At 33.6% G+C, this 19,931-nt stretch carries 16 protein-coding genes; 6 read left to right on the top strand and 10 right to left on the bottom strand.

Translation table 11 applies throughout. The annotated features are described in order from the left end of the window. Positions 1 to 3 precede the first annotated feature (3 nt). Genes VBY68_RS10200 through VBY68_RS10185 form a run of 4 tightly spaced genes read right to left on the bottom strand, consistent with a single transcriptional unit; the run spans position 4 to position 3,931 of the window. Positions 4 to 2,073, bottom strand: coding sequence for a flotillin family protein (locus VBY68_RS10200; RefSeq protein ID WP_099216307.1), 2,070 nt, complete (start codon positions 2,071 to 2,073; stop codon positions 4 to 6). A 23-nt stretch (positions 2,074 to 2,096) separates the two neighbouring features. Then, positions 2,097 to 2,807, bottom strand: coding sequence for a hypothetical protein (locus VBY68_RS10195; protein WP_099216306.1), 711 nt, complete (start codon positions 2,805 to 2,807; stop codon positions 2,097 to 2,099). Between the two features lie 2 nt (positions 2,808 to 2,809). Further along, positions 2,810 to 3,523, bottom strand: a complete 714-nt coding sequence (locus tag VBY68_RS10190) for a PspA/IM30 family protein (protein WP_124590750.1) — start codon at positions 3,521 to 3,523, stop codon at positions 2,810 to 2,812. 12 nt (positions 3,524 to 3,535) lie between these two features. After that, entirely contained in the window at positions 3,536 to 3,931 is a 396-nt protein-coding gene (locus VBY68_RS10185; protein WP_415269656.1) for a type III secretion system chaperone family protein, read from the bottom strand. Between the two features lie 241 nt (positions 3,932 to 4,172). Between VBY68_RS10185 and VBY68_RS10180 the strand changes: the two genes are divergently transcribed. After that, positions 4,173 to 4,931 (top strand): helix-turn-helix domain-containing protein, encoded by a 759-nt coding sequence (locus VBY68_RS10180; RefSeq protein WP_415269655.1) that lies wholly within the window; start codon positions 4,173 to 4,175, stop codon positions 4,929 to 4,931. Between the two features lies 1 nt (position 4,932). Here VBY68_RS10180 and VBY68_RS10175 read toward each other — a convergent pair whose 3' ends face one another. Both VBY68_RS10175 and kynU read right to left on the bottom strand, forming a co-directional pair. Then, complete coding sequence (locus tag VBY68_RS10175; RefSeq protein ID WP_415269654.1) at positions 4,933 to 6,330, bottom strand: FAD-dependent oxidoreductase; 1,398 nt, start codon at positions 6,328 to 6,330, stop codon at positions 4,933 to 4,935. Between the two features lie 4 nt (positions 6,331 to 6,334). Continuing rightward, complete coding sequence (kynU, locus tag VBY68_RS10170; protein WP_415269653.1) at positions 6,335 to 7,594, bottom strand: kynureninase; 1,260 nt, start codon at positions 7,592 to 7,594, stop codon at positions 6,335 to 6,337. A 147-nt stretch (positions 7,595 to 7,741) separates the two neighbouring features. Here kynU and VBY68_RS10165 point away from each other — a divergent pair, with 147 nt between their 5' ends. Genes VBY68_RS10165 through VBY68_RS10155 form a run of 3 tightly spaced genes read left to right on the top strand, consistent with a single transcriptional unit; the run spans position 7,742 to position 9,605 of the window. Then, complete coding sequence (locus VBY68_RS10165; protein WP_415269652.1) at positions 7,742 to 8,518, top strand: IclR family transcriptional regulator; 777 nt, start codon at positions 7,742 to 7,744, stop codon at positions 8,516 to 8,518. A 9-nt stretch (positions 8,519 to 8,527) separates the two neighbouring features. Beyond that, complete coding sequence (locus VBY68_RS10160) at positions 8,528 to 9,094, top strand: Crp/Fnr family transcriptional regulator (RefSeq protein WP_273693877.1); 567 nt, start codon at positions 8,528 to 8,530, stop codon at positions 9,092 to 9,094. 58 nt (positions 9,095 to 9,152) lie between these two features. Beyond that, positions 9,153 to 9,605, top strand: a complete 453-nt coding sequence (locus VBY68_RS10155; RefSeq protein ID WP_415269651.1) for a DoxX family protein — start codon at positions 9,153 to 9,155, stop codon at positions 9,603 to 9,605. A 69-nt stretch (positions 9,606 to 9,674) separates the two neighbouring features. Here the strand turns inward: VBY68_RS10155 and serA are convergent, their stop codons facing one another. Beyond that, a complete protein-coding gene (serA, locus tag VBY68_RS10150; protein ID WP_415269650.1) occupies positions 9,675 to 11,567 on the bottom strand; it encodes a phosphoglycerate dehydrogenase in 1,893 nt (630 codons plus the stop codon). A 169-nt stretch (positions 11,568 to 11,736) separates the two neighbouring features. Then, on the bottom strand, positions 11,737 to 12,546 hold the full coding sequence (locus VBY68_RS10145; RefSeq protein ID WP_099216295.1) for a UbiA prenyltransferase family protein: 810 nt from the start codon (positions 12,544 to 12,546) through the stop codon (positions 11,737 to 11,739). Positions 12,547 to 12,677: 131 nt separating this feature from the next. Between VBY68_RS10145 and gcvP the strand changes: the two genes are divergently transcribed. After that, on the top strand, positions 12,678 to 15,533 hold the full coding sequence (gene gcvP / locus VBY68_RS10140; RefSeq protein WP_415269649.1) for an aminomethyl-transferring glycine dehydrogenase: 2,856 nt from the start codon (positions 12,678 to 12,680) through the stop codon (positions 15,531 to 15,533). A gap of 51 nt (positions 15,534 to 15,584) precedes the next feature. Here the strand turns inward: gcvP and VBY68_RS10135 are convergent, their stop codons facing one another. Beyond that, complete coding sequence (locus VBY68_RS10135; RefSeq protein WP_099216293.1) at positions 15,585 to 15,872, bottom strand: hypothetical protein; 288 nt, start codon at positions 15,870 to 15,872, stop codon at positions 15,585 to 15,587. A gap of 621 nt (positions 15,873 to 16,493) precedes the next feature. Here VBY68_RS10135 and VBY68_RS10130 point away from each other — a divergent pair. After that, positions 16,494 to 17,363 (top strand): zinc-dependent peptidase, encoded by an 870-nt coding sequence (locus VBY68_RS10130; RefSeq protein ID WP_415269648.1) that lies wholly within the window; start codon positions 16,494 to 16,496, stop codon positions 17,361 to 17,363. Positions 17,364 to 17,470: 107 nt separating this feature from the next. Here the strand turns inward: VBY68_RS10130 and VBY68_RS10125 are convergent, their stop codons facing one another. Then, complete coding sequence (locus VBY68_RS10125) at positions 17,471 to 19,102, bottom strand: ABC-F family ATP-binding cassette domain-containing protein (protein ID WP_415269647.1); 1,632 nt, start codon at positions 19,100 to 19,102, stop codon at positions 17,471 to 17,473. Positions 19,103 to 19,931: the final 829 nt, after the last annotated feature.

The following is a 19,931-nucleotide window of genomic DNA, read 5'->3' as shown; positions in this document are numbered from 1 at the left end:
TTTTTAACTCATTTTCTTGTTAGAAATATCTAATCCTTTTGCTAAGCTAAAAAGGTTTCCTAAAAGCGTTTGATCATCATCAGATGTTGCTCTATCTTTTAGTGTCATTAATAAGTTAGCTATTGTTAAGTTTTTAATATCATCAGAAGAAATCCCATATTTTACAGCAAAATCTCTTACACGTTCCATTAAGTTCCCTTTTACATCATCACTACTTAATATAGCATCCTTTACCTCTTGTAAATTACTACTATTTTCAATCATCTTATCCAGTCCTTTAGCTTTAGTAATTTGTCCCATTATTTGCTCAAAGAACATAGTCTCCCCACCAACTATATCAATCTTAGCAGATTTTAATGCTTGTCCAATTACATCTGCTTGAGCATCTGCAATATCTTTTTGTATGTTGATATGTGCTAAGTCTACTTTTAAATCTTTTTCTAAGCGCAGTTTAAATTCTTCATGCTCTTTACCTACTCCATCTAACTTTTTCATTGCTGCTGCTTTCTCTTCAATTCCAGCCGCATCTGCTAAGGCTTTTTCTCTTATAACTTCAGCTTCTGCCATTCCTTCTTTTCTCAACGCTTCTGCTTTTGCTTCAACTCCAACAGCTTCTGCTTTTGCTTTCTTCTCTATAATAAGAGCCTCCATAGTACCAAATCGTTCACTAGCGTCAGCTTTGGCGTGCATTACTTGCGCTTCTGACATTCCTAAAGTAGCTTCTTCTTTTGCTTTTGCATCTGCTAATGTTTTACGAGCTTCTGCTTCTTTTTCACTTGCTTCTTTTTGTGCTTGTGCCTCTATGTTAATTTCTTCAGCTTTTTGTTTTGCTGCTTCTTTCTGTGCCTCAGCTTCTTTAATAGTTTTAATTAAATCTTCTTGAGCTTTTGCTTCTGCTAATGTAATGGTAACTTGTTTCTCTCTTTCTGCTGTTTTGAATGCTTGAATATCTTTCATATTCTCTTGCTCTTCAACAACTCCTTTTTCTAAAGTAACTCGATCACGAATAACATCTTGAATATTCTTCTTTTCTACTTCAACTACTTTTTCTTTTTCAATTTGTGCCAATGTAACTATTCGTTCACGTTCAGTAGCTTCTAACATTCTGTCTTTTTCTACTCTTTCTGTTTCAACAACATCTGTACGCAATTTATTCTTAGCCGCTACAATAACTTGTCTTTGTTTATTCTCTTCAGCTACTTGTACTTTCTCTTCTGTTGCTATTCTTGCCGATTCAGATTTTAGTAATTCTTCTTGATTAACTTTTAGTATTTCAGCTTCTTCTCTAGCTTTAACATTAGCTATTTCACGTTTTTGTTGTTCTTCTTTTTCTGCTAATTGTTTATCTAACTCTAAAATAGCTTCACGCGCTTCTACATCTTGCTTTCGAATAGTTTTCTCTTCGTCTCTTTTAATCAAATTTGCTTTGATATTCTGTGCCGCTGTTAATTCAGTAATTTTCTTAATCCCTTCAGCATCTAAAATATTATCTGCTTTTAAATAAGATACCGAAGTTTGCTCCAAGTAATCAATGGCACAATCTTCAAGCGTATACCCATTTAAATCGGTTCCAATAATATCTACAATCTCGTCTCTGAACTCTCTACGAGCCTCGTATAGCTCAGTAAATTCAAACTTCTTACCTACAGTTTTTAACGCTTCAGAAAATTTAGCTTCAAATAAATCTTCTAATGTTGAAATATCTGATGCTCTATCGCAACCTATAGTTTGTGCTACTTTTTTAATAAAATCTACTTCATTATTCACCCTCACAAAGAAGGCTACTTTAATATCTGCTCGCATATTATCTTTACAAAGTAATCCATCATTACCTAAACGTTCTATTTGGATTTTCTTCACAGATATATCCATAATTTCTACTCTGTGAAACACAGGTATAACATACATTCCTTTATCTGTAGCTACTTTGGTTCCCCCAAAACCTGTACGTACCAAAGCTTGTCCTTGTGGTACCTTTTTGTAGAACATTGCTATTATAGCAAAGTATAGAATAATTAGGAATAGAATTAAACCTACTCCTACTCCGATAACCTGTAATAAACTGTTTGTCATAGTTCTTTTTTTAAATTTTGTTTTTAATTAATATATGATTGTGCGTAATAAAAAGACTTATCTTGACTCTGTTTTATAATCAAGATTTGCTCTCTATATTGTATTGGACTACCGTCTAACGATTTAATATTTATTGATAAATGAGTCCCTTCAGCTTTTACCTCAGCTGAACCTAATTTTTTTTCTTTGATATTGGATAAAGAAACACCTACTCTACCTACTATTTCTATCGGTAAATCTCCATGCTGGTTTAAGTTCTTAAAAAAACTTTTAAAAGGTGTTGTGAAAATTTTATTAATAAATAGCGACGGTAAAAACCCTATTAACATTAATACAAAACCAAAGCTATTATTTATACTACCAGTTAAAACTGTAGAAAACGCTGTACAAATCCACCAAATAAAAATCCAGCAAGTAAATGTGAACATAAAAGGCAATCCAACAAAGTTGAAATAAATAAGAAATATTTGCCACCATTTTAGTGGTTTTCTTTTCTTTCCTAATACATCTTCTTTATTTACTTCTGCATTAGAAACATCATGAAAATCTGCATTTCCTCCTTCAATACCTGAATCTGTATCTATATCGAAATCTGCATCAATATCTACGTCTACATCTAAATCGAAATCAACTCCAGAAATCATGGTTACTATCCAATACAGTAATAGTATGATTACTAAAATTGTTAGTGGTAAATTTACTGATGAAAATATAATATCGGTAAAAGTGTTCAATTCTATGCGTCTTTATCGTTTAACCCTAACTTTTCTTTTAATTTCAACAAACTTTCCTCAGCTGTAGTTTCAGTAACATCTGCAGCTTCAGACAATTCTTGATCTATTGATTTAGAAGATTTTGCTATTTCTCCATAAGCTTCAGCCAGAGCTTCTTCTTGTTGTACTTTCTCCTTCATGCGTTCCAACATAGAAACAGTACTTCCACTATCAATATCAGCCATTTGTTTATTCAAATTCTTTGTAGCTTTAGAAACTTTAACTCTAGCTTTTAATGTTTTCAACTCATTTTCCCATTTACTAATATTCTGTTTGATTTCTTGAATATTATGCTCTAATTTACTTACAGAATCGTTGAATTGAACTTCTTCTTTTTTCACCATTCCTACTTTATGGTTTGTTTCTTCTTTCTTTATCAAAGCCTCTTTTGCTAAACGATCTGCTTCTGATGCCTCCATATCACCATTTTGTGCTTTCTTCAAAATTAATATTGCTTTTTGCTCATAATCTTGACTTTTAAAAGTTAGTTCTTCTCTATCGTTTTTAGCTCTAATAGCCAATGCTTTTACTTGCGCAAGCGATTCTAAACTTTTTTCAAGATTTAATTTTAAATCTCTAATTCCCTGCTCTGTCATTTTAATAGGGTCTTCCATTTTATCTATTGCAGAATTTGCTTCTGATTGTCCTATTTTAAAAAGTCTTTTAAAAAAATTCATATCTATTTTTTTTTAATATTTTGAAAAATTAATAATGTGATCTGAGTATTCACTCAATAGTAAGCTAAGCGAGTTTAAGCTAGCTTCAAATTCATTAGCGTCTAAGTTTTCCAACTGAAGTGTATCTCTAAAGATAACACGCTCCCCACTTTCATCCAAAACAAAAGCGCCATGAATAATATCTCTATTCTTCTGCAACAGGCTCTTAAAAACCTCTTGATTTGGCTGTTTAATTTTAAAGATATATTGCTCAAAAATGATTATTGGATTTGCAACACCAATAATTAAGTTTTTAATCCCTTCGTTTTCTTTCTCAACAACAAAAATACCTTCTTCTTGATTTTCTTTTATAATATCGAAATTCAACCCCAGTAAAAATTCTTTTACTTTACTAAAATGTGTATTCATTTTTAAGTAGTTTGATTAGTTTGTATAGCATTCTTTTTAAGCGATAATATTACAAAAAGTTTCTAAATCCAAAGACACTCAGCATAATATTATTAGTAACATAAATTCTATAATTTTTAATTTTAAATATTCTCTACTAATTTTTAAACTAAAAAAATTAGCAAAAACAAAAATAATTAGCTAATATTGTTTGCTCAAATATACGGAAATAAAATTATTTAGCAAATAAAATTAGCAAAACATGTCATTATTTGGTAAAAACATAAGAAAAATCAGAAGTATCAAACGCCTAAGCCAACAAGCTTTTGCTGAACTCTTCAACCTTAAAAGAGCTACACTAGGCGCCTATGAAGAAGGTAGAAGCGAACCTAAAATTGACACTATTATAAAAATTGCTAATTATTTTAGCATCCCTATAGATAATCTACTAACTTCTGAACTTACTGTTAATAACTTACTCCAATTTAAAGAGAGTCTAACTCTAGAAACTGAAAAACTCCATAAAGAGTCTATTACCAAAATCCCTTGTATTACCAAAAAAAAAATTACACAATACCTAGAGCACCACAACAAAACTTCTTTTATTAATGATCTACCTATAATCCAACTTCCAATTCGCTCTCAAAAAAAACTTAGAGCTTACACTATTTCAAATTTAGAAATGGCTAATCACGACAATGGACTATACCCTAACGACATAGTAATAGGTGAACTTACACCAAACAACAATATAAAGAACTTAAAAAACGGAGTACTTACCCTAACTCTTGTCAAAAACGAATTGATTTTACGTAGACTTTACATCAATAACGATTCTGTAATACTACGTGCAAATCATAAAAACATTCCTGACAAGACATTTTCTCTTAAAGACATTAAAGAATTATGGGAAATACAATACGTTTTTTTTAACAGAGTTCCAGATTTTAACAACTCAATAGAAAATAAACTCTCTTTTTTAGAACAAGAGTTCTTTAAATTAAAAAGAGAATTAGAGTAACCTACCTAAACCCTGCGATTTTATCTTCTTCTAAAATTTCGTTGGTTTCTTCTTGTACCTTTTTTAATGCCTCTTTTAAATCGGTAATTGTGTCCAAATCATGATGTGCTACCATATTCAATAAGGCTTTATCTTGAGCACGTCCTTTTTTCATCGCTTCTGCATATGGTATTTCTTCATTAAAGGTTACCATAGAGTATTTTGAAAAATATTCGGTTGGGAATGTTTTTTCTAAATCCATCTCCAACTTTCTTTTTTGCTTAAATAGCGGATTTGCTACATGATCGCGCATTTCATAAAAGTTATCAATTGCTAAATCGGCGATGGCATCAGTATCTTCTTTACGTGCTTTTTCGTATGCTTTAAAAGTAACTTCCCAATCTCCTTCGTGTGCATCTAAAATTGTATCAAATACAGTTACATCTTCAAAAGAAGCATTCATTCCTTGTCCATAAAACGGAACAATTGCATGTGCTGCATCACCCATTAACAAGGTTTTATTTTGATAATGCCATGGTGAACATTTTACAGTTCCTAAAGCTCCTGTTGGGTTGTTAAGAAACTCATCTTTTATACTCGGAATCAAATCCAAGGCATCTGAAAATTCTTTTTCAAAGAACTCGGTTATTTTTTCTTCAGTAGTTAGGTTATTGAAATTGTACTCTCCTTCATCATAACTTAAAAACAGAGTCACAGTAAAACTCCCATCTAAATTTGGCAACGCAATTAACATGTACTCTCCACGAGGCCAAATATGTAAATGATCTTTACTTATTTGATGGTTTCCTAATTTATCGGCAGGAATTTCTAATTCTTTATATCCGTGTGCCAAAAAGTTTTGTGAATAGCTGAATAAGAATTTTCTTTCTAAATAGTAGCTTTTTCTCAATGCAGATCCTGCTCCATCTGTTCCAAAAATCACATCTCCATCCACCGAAAACTCTTCTTTGGTATTGTAATCTTTAAAATGTGCTACAGTATTTTCAATATCTACCGAAGTACACTCTGTATTAAAATGTATTGTTACATTTTCGTGTTTCTCTGCTTCCGTTAATAAAATTCCGTTTAAATCACCTCTTGAAATAGAGTTGATATACTCTCCTTCTCTACCTGAATAATTAGACGCAAAGGTATTTCCTTCTCTATCGTGCATTAAGCGCCCATACATTGGAATACAAATTTCACGTGCTTTTTCTTCCACACCACATAAACGCAAAGCTTTAAAACCGCGATCAGATAATGCTAAGTTGATGGAACGTCCTGCTGAAATATCAGTAACTCGTAAATCTGGACGACTTTCATACATTGCTACTTTATATCCTCTTTGTGCTAAACGAAGTGCCAATAAACTTCCGCATAAACCAGCACCGATAATTACTATGTTGTCTTTTTTACTCATTTTTTTACAATAAGGTTTTTAAAGTTTCTACCATTCTATACACATCCTCAAAACTGTTATACATAGGCACCGGTGCACAACGAATTACATCTGGTTCTCTCCAATCGGTAATAATATTATTCTCGGTTAGTTTTTTGTGTAAACTTTTATCGGTATTCTTTACTTGAATAGACAATTGACAGCCTCTTTCTTTTGGATTTGAAGGCGTGATTATTTTAATTCTATCCGTATCAATTTGATTGATTAAATATTCAAAATATCCCGTTAGTTTTTCTGATTTAGCTCTCAAAGCTTCCATTCCTACTTCTTCAAACATGTCTAACGAAGCTCTAATTGCTGCCATGGATAAAATTGGCGGATTTGATAACTGCCACCCTTCTGCTCCTGGCATAACATCAAATGGCTGACGCATATTAAAACGAGTTTCCTTGTTATGATTCCACCATCCGGCAAAACGTGGTAACTCTTTGTTGTGTGCATGTTTTTCATGTACGAACAATCCAGCTAAACTTCCAGGTCCTGAATTCAAATATTTATAGGTACACCAAGCTGCAAAATCCACCCCGCTATCGTGCAATTCTGGAGATATATTTCCTGCTCCATGTGCTAAATCGATTCCAACCATACAATTTTTCGCATGTCCTATTTCAGCAATTCGCTTGATATCTAAATATTGGCCTGTGTAGTAATTTACACCACCAATTAATAACAAAGCGATTTCATCTCCTTGTTCATCAACTATTTTTTCTAAATCCTCAATACGTAATAACTCTTCTCCTTCACGAGGTTTCCATTCTATCAAACCATTTTCAGCATCAAGTCCGTGAAATTTTAATTGCGATTGTACTGCATATCTATCCGAAGGAAAAGCATCACTTTCTATAACAATTTTATATTTTGTTTTAGTTGGTTGATAAAACGATACCATTAGCAAATGCAAATTGGTTGTTAAGGTATTCATCACCACAACTTCTAATGGCTTTGCTCCCACTATTTTTGCCATCGAATTCGTTAAAAATTCGTGATATGGCATCCATGGGTTTCGTGCTTCAAAATGTCCTTCTACTCCATATTTTGCCCAATCGTCTAATTCTTGTTGAATGTATTGTTGCGTTTGTTTAGGTTGTAATCCAAGGGAATTTCCTGTAAAATACAACCAGTCATTTCCATCTTTGTCTTTTGGAATATGAAATTGCGCTCTTAAATGAGCTAATTTATCTTCTTTATCTAACTGCTGTGCGTAATCAAGTGTTGGTTTATACATACTTATTTATATTTCTAAAAACCATTTCAAAAACACTAAAGATACTTTATTTTAATCTCAAAATAAAACCAAAAGCGTTTCACATAATAAAACGGTGTTTTATAAATCTACACATTTTTATTATATTAGTCAAAATATTTTCACTAAATGAATGCTGATTCTAAAAACTTAAATCAATCTATCATAAAAGCTTTTTCTGTTTTAGATGCTTTTACCGATGACAAAAAAGAATGGGGTGTTAGAGAACTAGCTACTAAAACTAGCTATAACAAAAGTACTGTATACCGGTTACTTAGTACTTTAGTTTCACTAAACGTTGTACAACAAAATGACAACGAAAAATATCAATTGGGTAGTAAGTTGTTTGAATTAGGAAATCGTGTTTCTATTTATAAATCACTTAGAAATTTAACCAACACACCAATACAAAAAGTTGCCTTAGAAATTCAAGAAACGGTTTTGTTAGGTATTTTAAAAGAACAGCAAGTATTCCACATTAACAAAGCAGATAGTTTACAAGGACTCAAAATAAGTACCTCTATAGGTTCTTATGCTCCTATTAACGGAAGCGCTATTGGTAAGTTATTGTTAGCTTTTACTTCACCAGACGCACAAGAAGCCTTTCTAGATTCGGTTACACTAAAATCTTTTACCAAAAACACCATTACCTCTACTTCAAAATTTAAAGAAGAATTACAACTAATTCAACAACAAAAATTTGCCTTAGACATAGAAGAATCAGAATTAGGTTTGGTATGTATTGCCATTCCTATCTACAACAACAAAGGAAAAGTAATCGCAAGTATTGGTGCCTCTGGACCTTCTAGCAGGTTTAAAATGGAAAATGTTTCTAGTTATATTCAAATTTTACAAAAAGGAGCCAATACCATAGAACAGAGTTTAAGTGATTTTGATAGTTTATAAAATTGACTCATGAAACAAATAACAACTCTTTTACAATCTTTTGCTAACATTTCTGACAAAGATTCAGCCTATTTTACTTCAAAACTAAAAAAAGTTGAGCTTCAAAAAAAGGAAATACTCTTAACTAAAGGAACAACAGAAAACTATCTATCATTTGTTGAAGAAGGCACTTTGAGATTATTCATTCCTAAAATTGAAAATGATGTAACATTTGGTTTTGTATTTAAAAACAGCTTCGTTAGTGCATATGACTCTTTTTTAACTCAAACCCCTTCTGAGTATAGTATTGAAACTTTAACTCCTACTATTTTATGGAGATTATCCTTTGAGGATTTAGAAGACATTTATCAAAACACTATGATAGGCAATGAAATAGGGAGAAAAAATGCTGAAAGTTTATTCTTACTAAAATCAAAAAGAGAGCTTTCTCTATTAAACAACACTCCAGAAGAAAGGTACCTCAACCTTTTTCATGAAAGACCTGAACTAATCAAACAAATTCCACTAAAATACATAGCTTCTTATATTGGCGTAACTCCACAAGCACTGAGCAGAATTAGAAAACGAATTTATTAACCCAAGTTCATTGATTACTCTTAAAAGTTTCTTCAATTTTGAATAAATTTTATAATCAATGAAACCTTTATTTGTTTTACTATTTGTATTCTTAATTTCAATAGGAATCCAAAAATTACTATTGAAAAATATAAACTACTCCCTTTCTGGTAGAATTGCCATGTGTGCAATGCTCTTATTTACAGCTTTGGGGCATTTTTTATTTACTGAAGGTATGAGCAAAATGATTCCTGATTTCATTCCTTTAAAATCACCAGTTACTATACTAACTGGTGTTTTAGAAATTGTAATAGCCATAGGTTTATTATTTCCTAACTACCAAAAAACTACAGGTTGGATTCTTATCGCATTCTTACTACTTATGTTGCCTGCCAACATAAAGGCTAGTTTAGAAAACTTGAATTATCAAACGGGAGCTTATGATGGAAAAGGACTTTCTTATTTATGGTTTAGAATTCCATTACAGGTCTTTTTTATCGCTTGGGTTTACTTTTTTACTTTAAAAAAGTAATCACAAACAAAAACAAGGTCTACATTTTACTGTAGACCTTGAATAGTATAAATTACTTAGAATACGTTTTTAATACAGTACTCTAAATTTAATTGTTCCTTCAACTTTTTTAAGTTTCGTTATTACCTCTTGATTATACTCTTTATCAACATCGGTAATTACATATCCAACTTTCTCATCTGTAGACAAGTATTGCCCAGTAATATTCAATTCATATTTTGCTAATACCTTATTAATCTTTGCCATTACTCCAGGTACGTTTTTATGAATATGTAAAAAACGGTGTGCGTTTTTATGTTTTGGTAAACGAATATTTGGGAAATTAACCGCATCCACCGTATTTCCTGAATTGATGTACGCCATAATTTTATTCGGAACAAAATCCGCAATATCTCTTTGAGCTTCTTCTGTACTACCACCTACATGCGGAGTTAAAATCACATTATCCAACCCTTTTAATTCAGTGTAAAACTCACCATTTTTTCTTGGCTCTTCTGGATACACATCTACCGCTGCTCCAGCTAATTTACCAGATTTTAACGCATCCACCAATGCTTCAATATCCACTACAAAACCACGAGAAAGATTTACCAAGTGCGCTCCATCTTTCATTTCTGCAAACTCTTCCCTACCTATGTAGTTTTTATTTGCTGAATTATCATCAACATGTAATGTAACTACATCTGAAATATTCAACAACTCTTTTAATGTATCTATTTTAGTTGCATTTCCTAAAGATAACTTATCTTCTACATCATAATAATACACATCCATTCCTAGAGCCTCTGCTAAAACAGATAGTTGCTTACCAATGTTTCCGTAACCAACAATCCCTAGTTTTTTACCACGAACCTCTCTTGAACCTTGTGCTGTTTTATTCCACTGACCGTTATGAATTTCTGTACTTCTTTGAAATACACTACGCATTAACATAATAATTTCACCAATAGCTAATTCAACTACCGAACGTGTATTACTATAAGGAGCATTAAAAACTACTACTCCATTCTCTTTACACGCATCTAAGTCAATTTGCTTTGTTCCAATACAAAAAGCAGAAACCACCATTAGCTTTTCGGCAGCTTCAATAACTTTACGAGTTACTTGTGTTTTAGAACGAATTCCTAACACATGAACATCTTTTAATTTTTCAATCAATTCATCTTCCGATAAACTTCTTGAAACAGTTTCTACAGAAAAACCATCACCTGTTAACTTTGTAAAAGCATCAGGGTGTACATTTTCTAGTAATAATATTTTAATTCTGTTCTTTGGGTATGATAGGTTTCTAGGCAACTTGTTAACGTATAAAAATTCATCTAAATTTGGTGTAATATGGTCGGCATTTGCGATAGTTTTATCTCTCGACACATTTTCTGTATAAGCAAAAAAAGTATCAGCAACACCTGCTTCTTTGGTAACAGCATCACTATAGCCATCTCCAATTACTTGTACTTCACCTTCTAAATTTAAGGATTTTAAACAATCTATCTTTCCATTATGCTTAGATAATGGGTTTTGAGTATCGAACCCTACAATAACTCCATCTGCATCAAATTCAAAAGTATTTGCAAATACTCTTTCAGACGGAATGTTATACTCAGCTACGATAGGGTCTATAAATTCTTTAAACCCTGCTGAAATCACGTAAATATCATCAGAAAAGCTTTCAAAAAACTCTTTATTTCTTTCTATAGAAGGAGAAACTTTTTGTTTTAATTCTTCAATTAATAATGGTAAATCAGATTTTTTAGCACTTAATAACCGAATACGTTTTTCTAAGGATTCCGTAAAGGACATTTCTCCATCAATTCCTTGATTGGTAATGCGGGTTACTTCTTGAATAACCTCTTCTTTTTTCGGACTTCCATTTAAGGTGATTTCGGCCAAAACATCTAATGCTTCCACACTGGTAAGTGTGCTATCGAAATCGAAAACGAAATTTCGTTTTACTAAATTCATGTTACTTAATTTGTGTTTTTGTTGTTGTGTTGTTAAGCCAACGAATGTACAAAGGTTTTCTTAAAAACACATATTACAAAACCCTTAAGTTTCAGTTTTTAACTATAAAAAATATGCTACTTACAAGCTATTACTTTTTAAGTTCTAATACTTCTAAAAAACTTCAGTTTTAAACTAACAAAAATAACCACCAAAAAATCGGTATGCCTTCAACCCAAAAAGAGCTATAGTATTTAGACTGATTTGTTTTTGCCCTCATCAACAGAAATAGTAATACAGTAAACAATACTAAAAAAACAGTTCGAAAATGAGTATTCGGGCTAATCATAAATTCCAACACCAAACATAATCCAAGCAGAACAACTCCAAACTTCTTAGTGTACTCTATACCTATCTTTTTAGGGATTGTTTGCAAAGAAATAGCATCATATTGCACATCTCTTATATCAAATGGAAGGATTAATACTACCACCAATAAAAAACGTTGTATTGCAGATAGGTACACCTCAGTTGTAAAAGAAGTTTCACTGGCATATATAGGTAACAATACCGTAGTTGCAGCCCATACTAAAGCCACTACTATTATTTTTAAATAACCAATACTTCGTAAGTTTTTTTGGAATCCACTTAAAAAAGGCACTGCATATAAAAAAGTTAAAACTCCTAGAGGCACAAAAAACAATAATGTTCTTAGAGGTAATAACCATGCATAGTAGCACATTAACAAGAAGCAAATCAATGAAAATATTTGAATGATTTGCAGGTTTTTAGTCAAACTTCGGTGATGGAGTTTCGCAACTCCTGCATATTTAACAAAATTATACCCAGTAATTGTGGCAAAAAACACAAAAAAACTCAATGACTCATCGTATGAAAAACCAAAATATAATTCTGTAATTCTAAACAAAGAAAACACCGCTAAGGCTACATGGATACTAGAATTTATATAAAAATCGAGTGCTTTTTTAAAAAGGTTCATCTAACAAAAATAACTTTTATGTTTATAACCAGCTGTTTTGGTTAATAAAATATTGTTTTTAACAAAAAAATATGTAGTATCAAATCAACCAATTTCACTATTTTTGAGGCACGAAAAACAACAACACAATAATGAACACAAATTCATTTCAACTTAGGCATATAGGTCCTCGTGTTAAAGATCAGGATCAAATGCTTCAAACAATTGGCATTGAGAGTTTAGACCAATTGATTTATGAAACTATTCCCGACGATATTCGTTTACAAAAAGAGCTTGATTTAGCTCCTGCCATGAGCGAATATGAATACCTAAATCACATCAATGAATTAGGTGCTAAAAACAAAGTTTTTAAAAGTTATATAGGTTTAGGGTACCACGAAGCTATTTTACCTAGTGTTATCCAACGTAATATTTTAGAAAATCCAGGATGGTATACTGCTTATACTCCTTACCAAGCTGAAATAGCACAAGGACGTTTAGAGGCCTTGTTAAATTATCAAACTATGATTTGTGATTTAACAGGAATGGAGTTAGCGAATGCTTCGTTATTAGACGAAAGTACTGCTGCTGCTGAAGCTATGGCTTTATTATTTGATGTTCGTGAAAGAGCACAAAAAAAAGCTAACGTAAACAAGTTCTTTGTTTCAGAAGAAATTTTACCACAAACCTTATCGGTATTACAAACACGTGCTATTCCTATCGGAATTGAATTAGTTGTTGGTAACCACCAAGAGTTTAACTTCTCAGAAGAATTCTTTGGAGCTATTGTACAATATCCTGGCAAGCACGGACAAGTATATGATTATACCGATTTCGTTGCTAGCTGTAATGCTAATAACATTAAAGTAGCTGTAGCTGCTGATATTTTATCGTTAGTAAAATTAAAAGCTCCTGCTGAATTTGGTGCTGATGTTGTTGTAGGTACTACGCAACGTTTTGGTATTCCCTTAGGATACGGAGGACCTCACGCTGGGTATTTTGCTACTAAAGAAGCTTACAAGCGTAGTATTCCTGGTCGTATTATTGGAGTTACAAAAGATGTTGACGGTGGTCGTGCTTTACGTATGGCATTACAAACACGTGAACAACACATTAAACGTGAAAAAGCAACTTCTAATATTTGTACTGCACAGGTATTATTAGCTGTTATGGCAGGTATGTATGCTGTATACCACGGTAAAGATGGTTTACAATACATTGCAGATCGTGTACACACAAGCACTACAACCTTAGCAAAAGCTTTAACAGATTTAGGTTTCAAACAAAAAAACAGCGCTTATTTCGATACTATTCTAGTTGAAGTTGAAGCAGACAAGTTACGTCCAGTAGCAGAAGCTAACGGAATCAACTTTAACTACATCGATGCAGAGCATGTTTCAATCTCTGTAAACGAAACTGTTGGTTTAAAAGAAATCAACGAAATTGTTGACTGTTTCGAACAAGCATTTAATATCAAAGATATTTTAGTTACTGAATTTACTTCAGCTGACGTAATTCCTGCAGATGTAAAAAGAGCAACTTCTTTCTTAGATAACGACATATTCAATACGTATCAATCAGAAACTGACATGATGCGTTATATCAAAAAATTAGAGCGTAAAGATTTAGCATTAAATCACTCAATGATTTCTTTAGGGTCTTGTACCATGAAGTTAAATGCTGCTTCTGAAATGTTACCGTTGAGTAATCCTCAATGGGGAAATATCCACCCATTTGCACCTTTAAACCAAGCGGAAGGATACCAAATAATGTTAGATAACCTTGAAAACCAATTAAACGTTATTACTGGTTTTGCAGGTACTTCTTTACAACCTAACTCTGGTGCACAAGGTGAATTTGCTGGATTAATGACTATTAGAGCATATCACGAAGCAAATGGAGACACCAACAGAAACATCTGTTTAATTCCTGCATCTGCTCACGGAACTAACCCAGCATCTGCTGTTATGGCAGGTATGAAAGTGGTAGTTACCAAAACAGATGAAAGAGGAAACATCGATGTAGAAGATTTACGTGCAAAAGCTGAAAAACATGCTGATAATTTAGCTGCTTTAATGGTAACTTACCCATCTACTCACGGAGTATTTGAAAAGGCTATTAAAGAGATTACTCAAATTATTCACGATAATGGCGGACAAGTATATATGGACGGAGCAAACATGAACGCACAGGTAGGATTAACAAATCCTGCAACTATTGGTGCCGATGTTTGTCACTTAAACTTACACAAAACATTTGCGATTCCTCACGGTGGTGGCGGACCAGGTGTTGGACCAATTTGTGTAGCTCCTCAATTAGTTCCGTATTTACCTACCAACCCTGTAATAGCAACTGGTGGTGACAATGCCATTACTGCTATCTCAGCAGCTCCTTGGGGTTCTGCATTGGTATGTTTAATTTCTTACGGATACATTACTATGTTAGGTGCCGACGGGTTAACAAACTCTACTAAGAATGCAATTTTAAACGCAAACTATATTAAAGAGCGTTTAAGCGGACACTATAGCACTTTATATACAGGTGAAATGAACCGTGCAGCACACGAAATGATTTTAGATTGTCGTGAGTTTAAACAAAACGGAATTGAAGTTACCGATATCGCGAAGCGTTTAATGGACTACGGATTCCACGCGCCTACTGTATCTTTCCCTGTAGCGGGTACAATTATGGTAGAGCCAACCGAATCGGAAGGTGTAGCTGAATTAGACCGTTTTTGTGATGCGTTAATCTCTATTAGAAAAGAGATTGCTGAAGCGAGTAAGGAAAATCCTAACAACCAGCTTAAAAATGCACCACATACGCAAGAAATGTTAACTGCTGATGAATGGGATTTACCATACTCTCGTAAACAAGCAGCATTTCCTTTAGATTATATTGCAGACAATAAGTTTTGGCCTTCAGTACGTCGTGTAGATGATGCTTTTGGTGACCGTAACTTAATTTGTTCTTGTAATCCTATTGAAGATTATATGGAAGCGGAAGCTTAATAAATATAACACCTATAAAAAAAGACCTCGAAATTTCGAGGTCTTTTTTATTTATGCAACTCTTACAATTCTTTCTAACGGAATAATGGTTGCCTGTTTTAGAATTACTGAAGTATCAGTAATACCCCAAACAGTAGTTTCTACTTTTTTTAAGCCATCCATATCCATAAAAAATATTTTTACCTTTTCTCTTTCTAAGTTTCCTAAAGATAGTGCTCGTTGTAAATCTAAAATACGATTTACCATTGCTTTCTTTTTGTTTAACACCTCTTCTTTTGGAAATTTCAAGAACTTGATTTGTTCTTTTGCTACAGTCTGAAAATTTAAGTTTGTAGTCATATATATTGGGGAATTTATGGTTACTAATTAAGTGGTATGTATAAATACAATACATTAATCTTATTGCCAATGTATACATTCCAAATCTTATTTACAAATAATTTAATAAAACAATATAAATTTTAACACTTACAAAAAACAAATGCCTATTTTTTAATAAACACTCAACAAAACAAATAAACAATTACAAAACACTCAACATTAAAAACTTAAATATCATTACTAAAGAAGATTACTTCGTTTCCCTCACAATAACGAAACCATCCCGTCATCTCGAACTGGAGCAACGCGGAATGTGAGAGATCTTAATAATGGAAGTTACTGACTTCATGAGATTCCTCTCATCCGTTCGGAATGACATAAAATTAATCGCAATGACGAAACATGCTGTCATTTGAACTAAAGCAACGCGGAACGTGAGAGATTTTAACAATGGGAATTACTCACATGAATAAGATTTAGCTCCGCTGAACTTTACGGTTTCTCACATCCATTCGGAATGACACTTACCTAACGTCATTACGAAGGAGGTATGACTGAGAAATCTCAACAAAGTACTCCCTCTCTACCCTATTTTTATATATTTGAAAAAAATTACTACTAGTCGCAACGCTATTTTAAATGACTTATCTATCTATAATTATACTCGTAGGTATTTTTCTTGTATTCAAAAAAAACACCTCAACCACTAAGTGGAAACAACCAACAACTCCATTCCCCAGTAAATGGAAAGTTATTTTAACTAAAAAAGTTGCTTTTTACAACGCACTCACTCCTGATGAAAAAGAATTGTTCGAGTTTAAAGTTTTTGAATTCCTATTAAATCATGAGGTTATTGGTGTTGATGTTACAGTTACAATTACCGACAAATTACTGATAGCTTCTAGTGCTGTAATTCCTATTTTTAATTTTCCTGAATGGCACTATCCTAACATCAAAGAAATCATTTTATATCCTGCTATGTTTAACGAGCATTTTGAAACCGAAGGAAACAACCGAAGAATTTTAGGAATGGTAGGTAATGGGTATTTAGAAGGAAAAATGATTTTATCTAAACCTGCTTTACATTTAGGTTTTGAAAATGAAACTGATAAAAAGAATACTGCCATCCATGAGTTTGTACATTTAATTGATAAACTAGATGGTAATATTGACGGTGTACCACATGTATTATTAGAAAAGCAATACAGTATTCCGTGGGTAGACTTAATCAACAAAAAAATTGAAGAAATATACAACGACGCTTCTGATATCAATCCGTATGGCGGAACTAACAAAGCGGAATTTTTCTCGGTAGCAAGCGAATACTTTTTTGAGCGTCCGAAATTATTAGCCAGAAAACATCCTGAGCTTTATGCATTGCTAGAGCAAATCTTTAAACAAGATATGGACGACATGAACTTACACTTAAAACGTCTGGATATTTCTAGAAACGATCCTTGTCCTTGTGATAGCGGTGTGAAATACAAGAAGTGTTGCGGAGTGAATTAACCGTCATAGCGAGGAGGCTCATTGAGCGAAGTCGAAATGAATAACGTGGCTATCTTTTGCTCAGTATACGATAAACAGATTGCTTCGTTCCACTCGCAATGACGTTTTTATAAATCAATCTCCTTTAACGCTTTGATATTATTACGTTCTAAGAATGCATCAATCGTTTCAAAGTGTTCAATAACACGTTGGTCTTTAAACTCAAATACTTTTTGAGATAATCCTTGTAAGAAATCACGATCGTGCGATACTAAAATCAACGTTCCATCGAAATGTAATAAGGCTTCTTTAATTACCTCTTTTGATTTTAAATCTAAGTGGTTCGTAGGCTCATCTAATATCAACACGTTTACAGGTTCTAACAACAGCTTTACCATTGCTAAACGGGTTTTCTCCCCTCCAGAAAGTACTTTTACTTTCTTTTCTAAATCATCTCCCGAGAACATAAAACGTCCTAATATATTTTTGATTTGCGTTCTTATGTCTCCTTCAGCAACCTCATCTACGGTTTGGAAAATTGTTAGTTCAGGATCTAACAATGATGCTTGATTTTGTGCAAAATATCCCACTTTGGCATTGTGCCCTAAACCACATTCACCCTCAAAATCAATTTCTCCCATAATTGCTTTAATCATGGTCGATTTTCCTTCTCCGTTTCTTCCTACAAACGATACTTTTTCGCCACGAGCTATAGAGAAACTTGCATCTTTAAATACGGTTAAGTCTCCGTATTGCTTCGTCAATCCTTCCACTTTTACAGGATAATCTCCCGAACGTGGTGATGGTGGAAAACGTAATTTTAATGCTGAAGTATCTACCTCATCTATTTCTACAGGAACTAATTTTTCTAACATTCGTTCACGCGAAGCTACTTGATTCGTTTTTGAATAAGTTCCTTTAAAACGCTCGATAAACGCTTTGGTATCGGCAATAAACTTTTGTTGTTCTTGGTAAGCTTTTAACTGATGTGCACGACGTTCTTTACGCAACTCTAAATAGTGTGAGTAGTTAGCTTTGTAATCGTGAATGGTTCCCATGGTAACCTCAATGGTTCTGTTGGTAATGTTATCGATAAATGCTTTATCGTGCGATATTACTACTACCGCCTTGGCTTTGTTTAATAAGAAGTTTTCTAACCAAATTACCGATTCAATATCAACGTGGTTGGTAGGCTCATCTAACAAAATTAAATCGGGTTTTTGCAGTAAGATTTTCGCCAGCTCTATACGCATACGCCAACCTCCACTAAACTCTGAAGTAGCTCTTTCAAAATCTTCTTGTTTAAACCCTAACCCTTTTAAGGCTTTTTCTACCTCAGCTTCGTAGTTTACTTCTTCTAACGCGTAGTACTTCTCTCCTAAATCCGATACACGCTCGATGATTTTCATATAATCGTCCGATTCGTAATCGGTACGGGTTTCTAATTGTTTGTTGAGGTCGTCCATTTCGGCTTTCATAGCAAAAATAGATGCAAATGCTTTGGACGCTTCTTCTTTTACCGTGCAGTTGTCTTCCATTAACAAATGCTGAGGTAAGTAAGCGATTACGGTATCTTTCGGACTACGAACGCCTCCTTTAGTTGATTTAGAAACTCCTGCTATAATTTTCATCATGGTGGATTTTCCTGCGCCATTTTTACCCATTAAGGCAATTTTATCGTTCTCGTTTATTACAAACGAAACGTCGCTAAACAGGGTGTTACCACTAAACTCAACCGTTAATTGATCTACCGTAATCATACAAAATATTTTAAGCGGCGAAATTAGCAAAAATGGTGTATACCTTTGATAAAATTTTGGTATAACCTGAGTTTTATAAATTAACTAAAATCAATAGGTATCATATCGGTAGCATAAAGTATGAATGATGAGACATCTCAACAATAGATGTTACTCACTTTAATGAGTTCCCTCTTTTCAGTTGGGATGACGCTTTCTAGTGTTCTTTAAAGGTAAAAACCAATACTATATACACCTGCTTACTCATACTACAACTAACAAAATTCTACTTTTAAGTATTGGTTGGTAGCTTTTTCTTGACCTTTTTTAATGTTTACATCGAGAGCGTTTTGTAAAATCTGTTGGGATTTGAGGCTACGGCTAGCACCGCTGTCAACTTTTTTACGAGTGCTATTAATTTATCTATTGCCTTAATATTAGCGCTCCATGCCGCGGTATCTTCGGAGCATGCCGTGATATCAGCAACCCGTGCCGTGGTGTCTTCGGAGCATGCCGTGATATCAGCGACCCATGCCGTGGTATCTTCGGAGCACGCCGTGATATCAGCGACCCATGCCGCGGTGTCAACGGAGCACGCCGTGATATTAGCGACCCGTGCCGCGGTGTCTTCGGAGCACGCCGTGATATCAGCGACCCATGCCGCGGTGTCAACGGAGCACGCCGTGATATTAGCGACCCGTGCCGCGGTGTCAACGGAGCATGCCTTGATATTAGCGACCCGTGCCGCAGTGTCTTCGGAGCACGCCGTGATATCAGCGACCCATGCCGCGGTGTCTTCGGAGCACGCCGTGATATTAGTGACCCATTCAAGCTTTTATGATAGCTAAAA

The sequence above is a fragment of the Tenacibaculum ascidiaceicola genome, assembly GCF_047470925.1.
In the GTDB taxonomy this organism is placed as follows: Bacteria; Bacteroidota; Bacteroidia; order Flavobacteriales; family Flavobacteriaceae; genus Polaribacter; species Polaribacter discolor.
The sequence above is the reverse complement of the archived record's forward strand: the minus strand, read 5'-3'. Positions and strand labels throughout refer to the sequence as shown.